This is a genomic window from Rahnella selenatireducens, assembly GCF_046449555.1.
Classification (GTDB): domain Bacteria; phylum Pseudomonadota; class Gammaproteobacteria; order Enterobacterales; family Enterobacteriaceae; genus Rahnella; species Rahnella selenatireducens.
This window is the reverse complement of sequence record NZ_JBKEZJ010000062.1, coordinates 1-215: the sequence shown is the minus strand read 5'-3', so window position 1 is coordinate 215 and position 215 is coordinate 1. Positions and strand designations below refer to the sequence as shown.

1 tRNA gene and 1 rRNA gene are annotated in these 215 nt (G+C 50.7%); both read left to right on the top strand.

Features of this window, described 5'->3' with window-relative positions:
• Positions 1-42: 42 nt before the first annotated feature.
• Positions 43-118: transfer RNA gene (locus ACLBVC_RS24825), tRNA-Thr, on the top strand.
• A gap of 36 nt (positions 119-154) precedes the next feature.
• A 5S ribosomal RNA gene (gene rrf, locus ACLBVC_RS24875) occupies positions 155-215 on the top strand; the annotation flags it as partial.

Genomic DNA, 215 nt, shown 5'->3' with positions numbered 1-215 from the left:
AGTAAAGTTTGCTATTAAGCAGGCTGTTATAAGAATAAGCGTGCTGATATGGCTCAGTTGGTAGAGCGCACCCTTGGTAAGGGTGAGGTCCCCAGTTCGACTCTGGGTATCAGCACCAGTAATAAGCGTAGAGTTCGGTAAATTACAGAATTTGCCTGGCGGCAACAGCGCGGTGGTCCCACCTGACCCCATGCCGAACTCAGAAGTGAAACGCC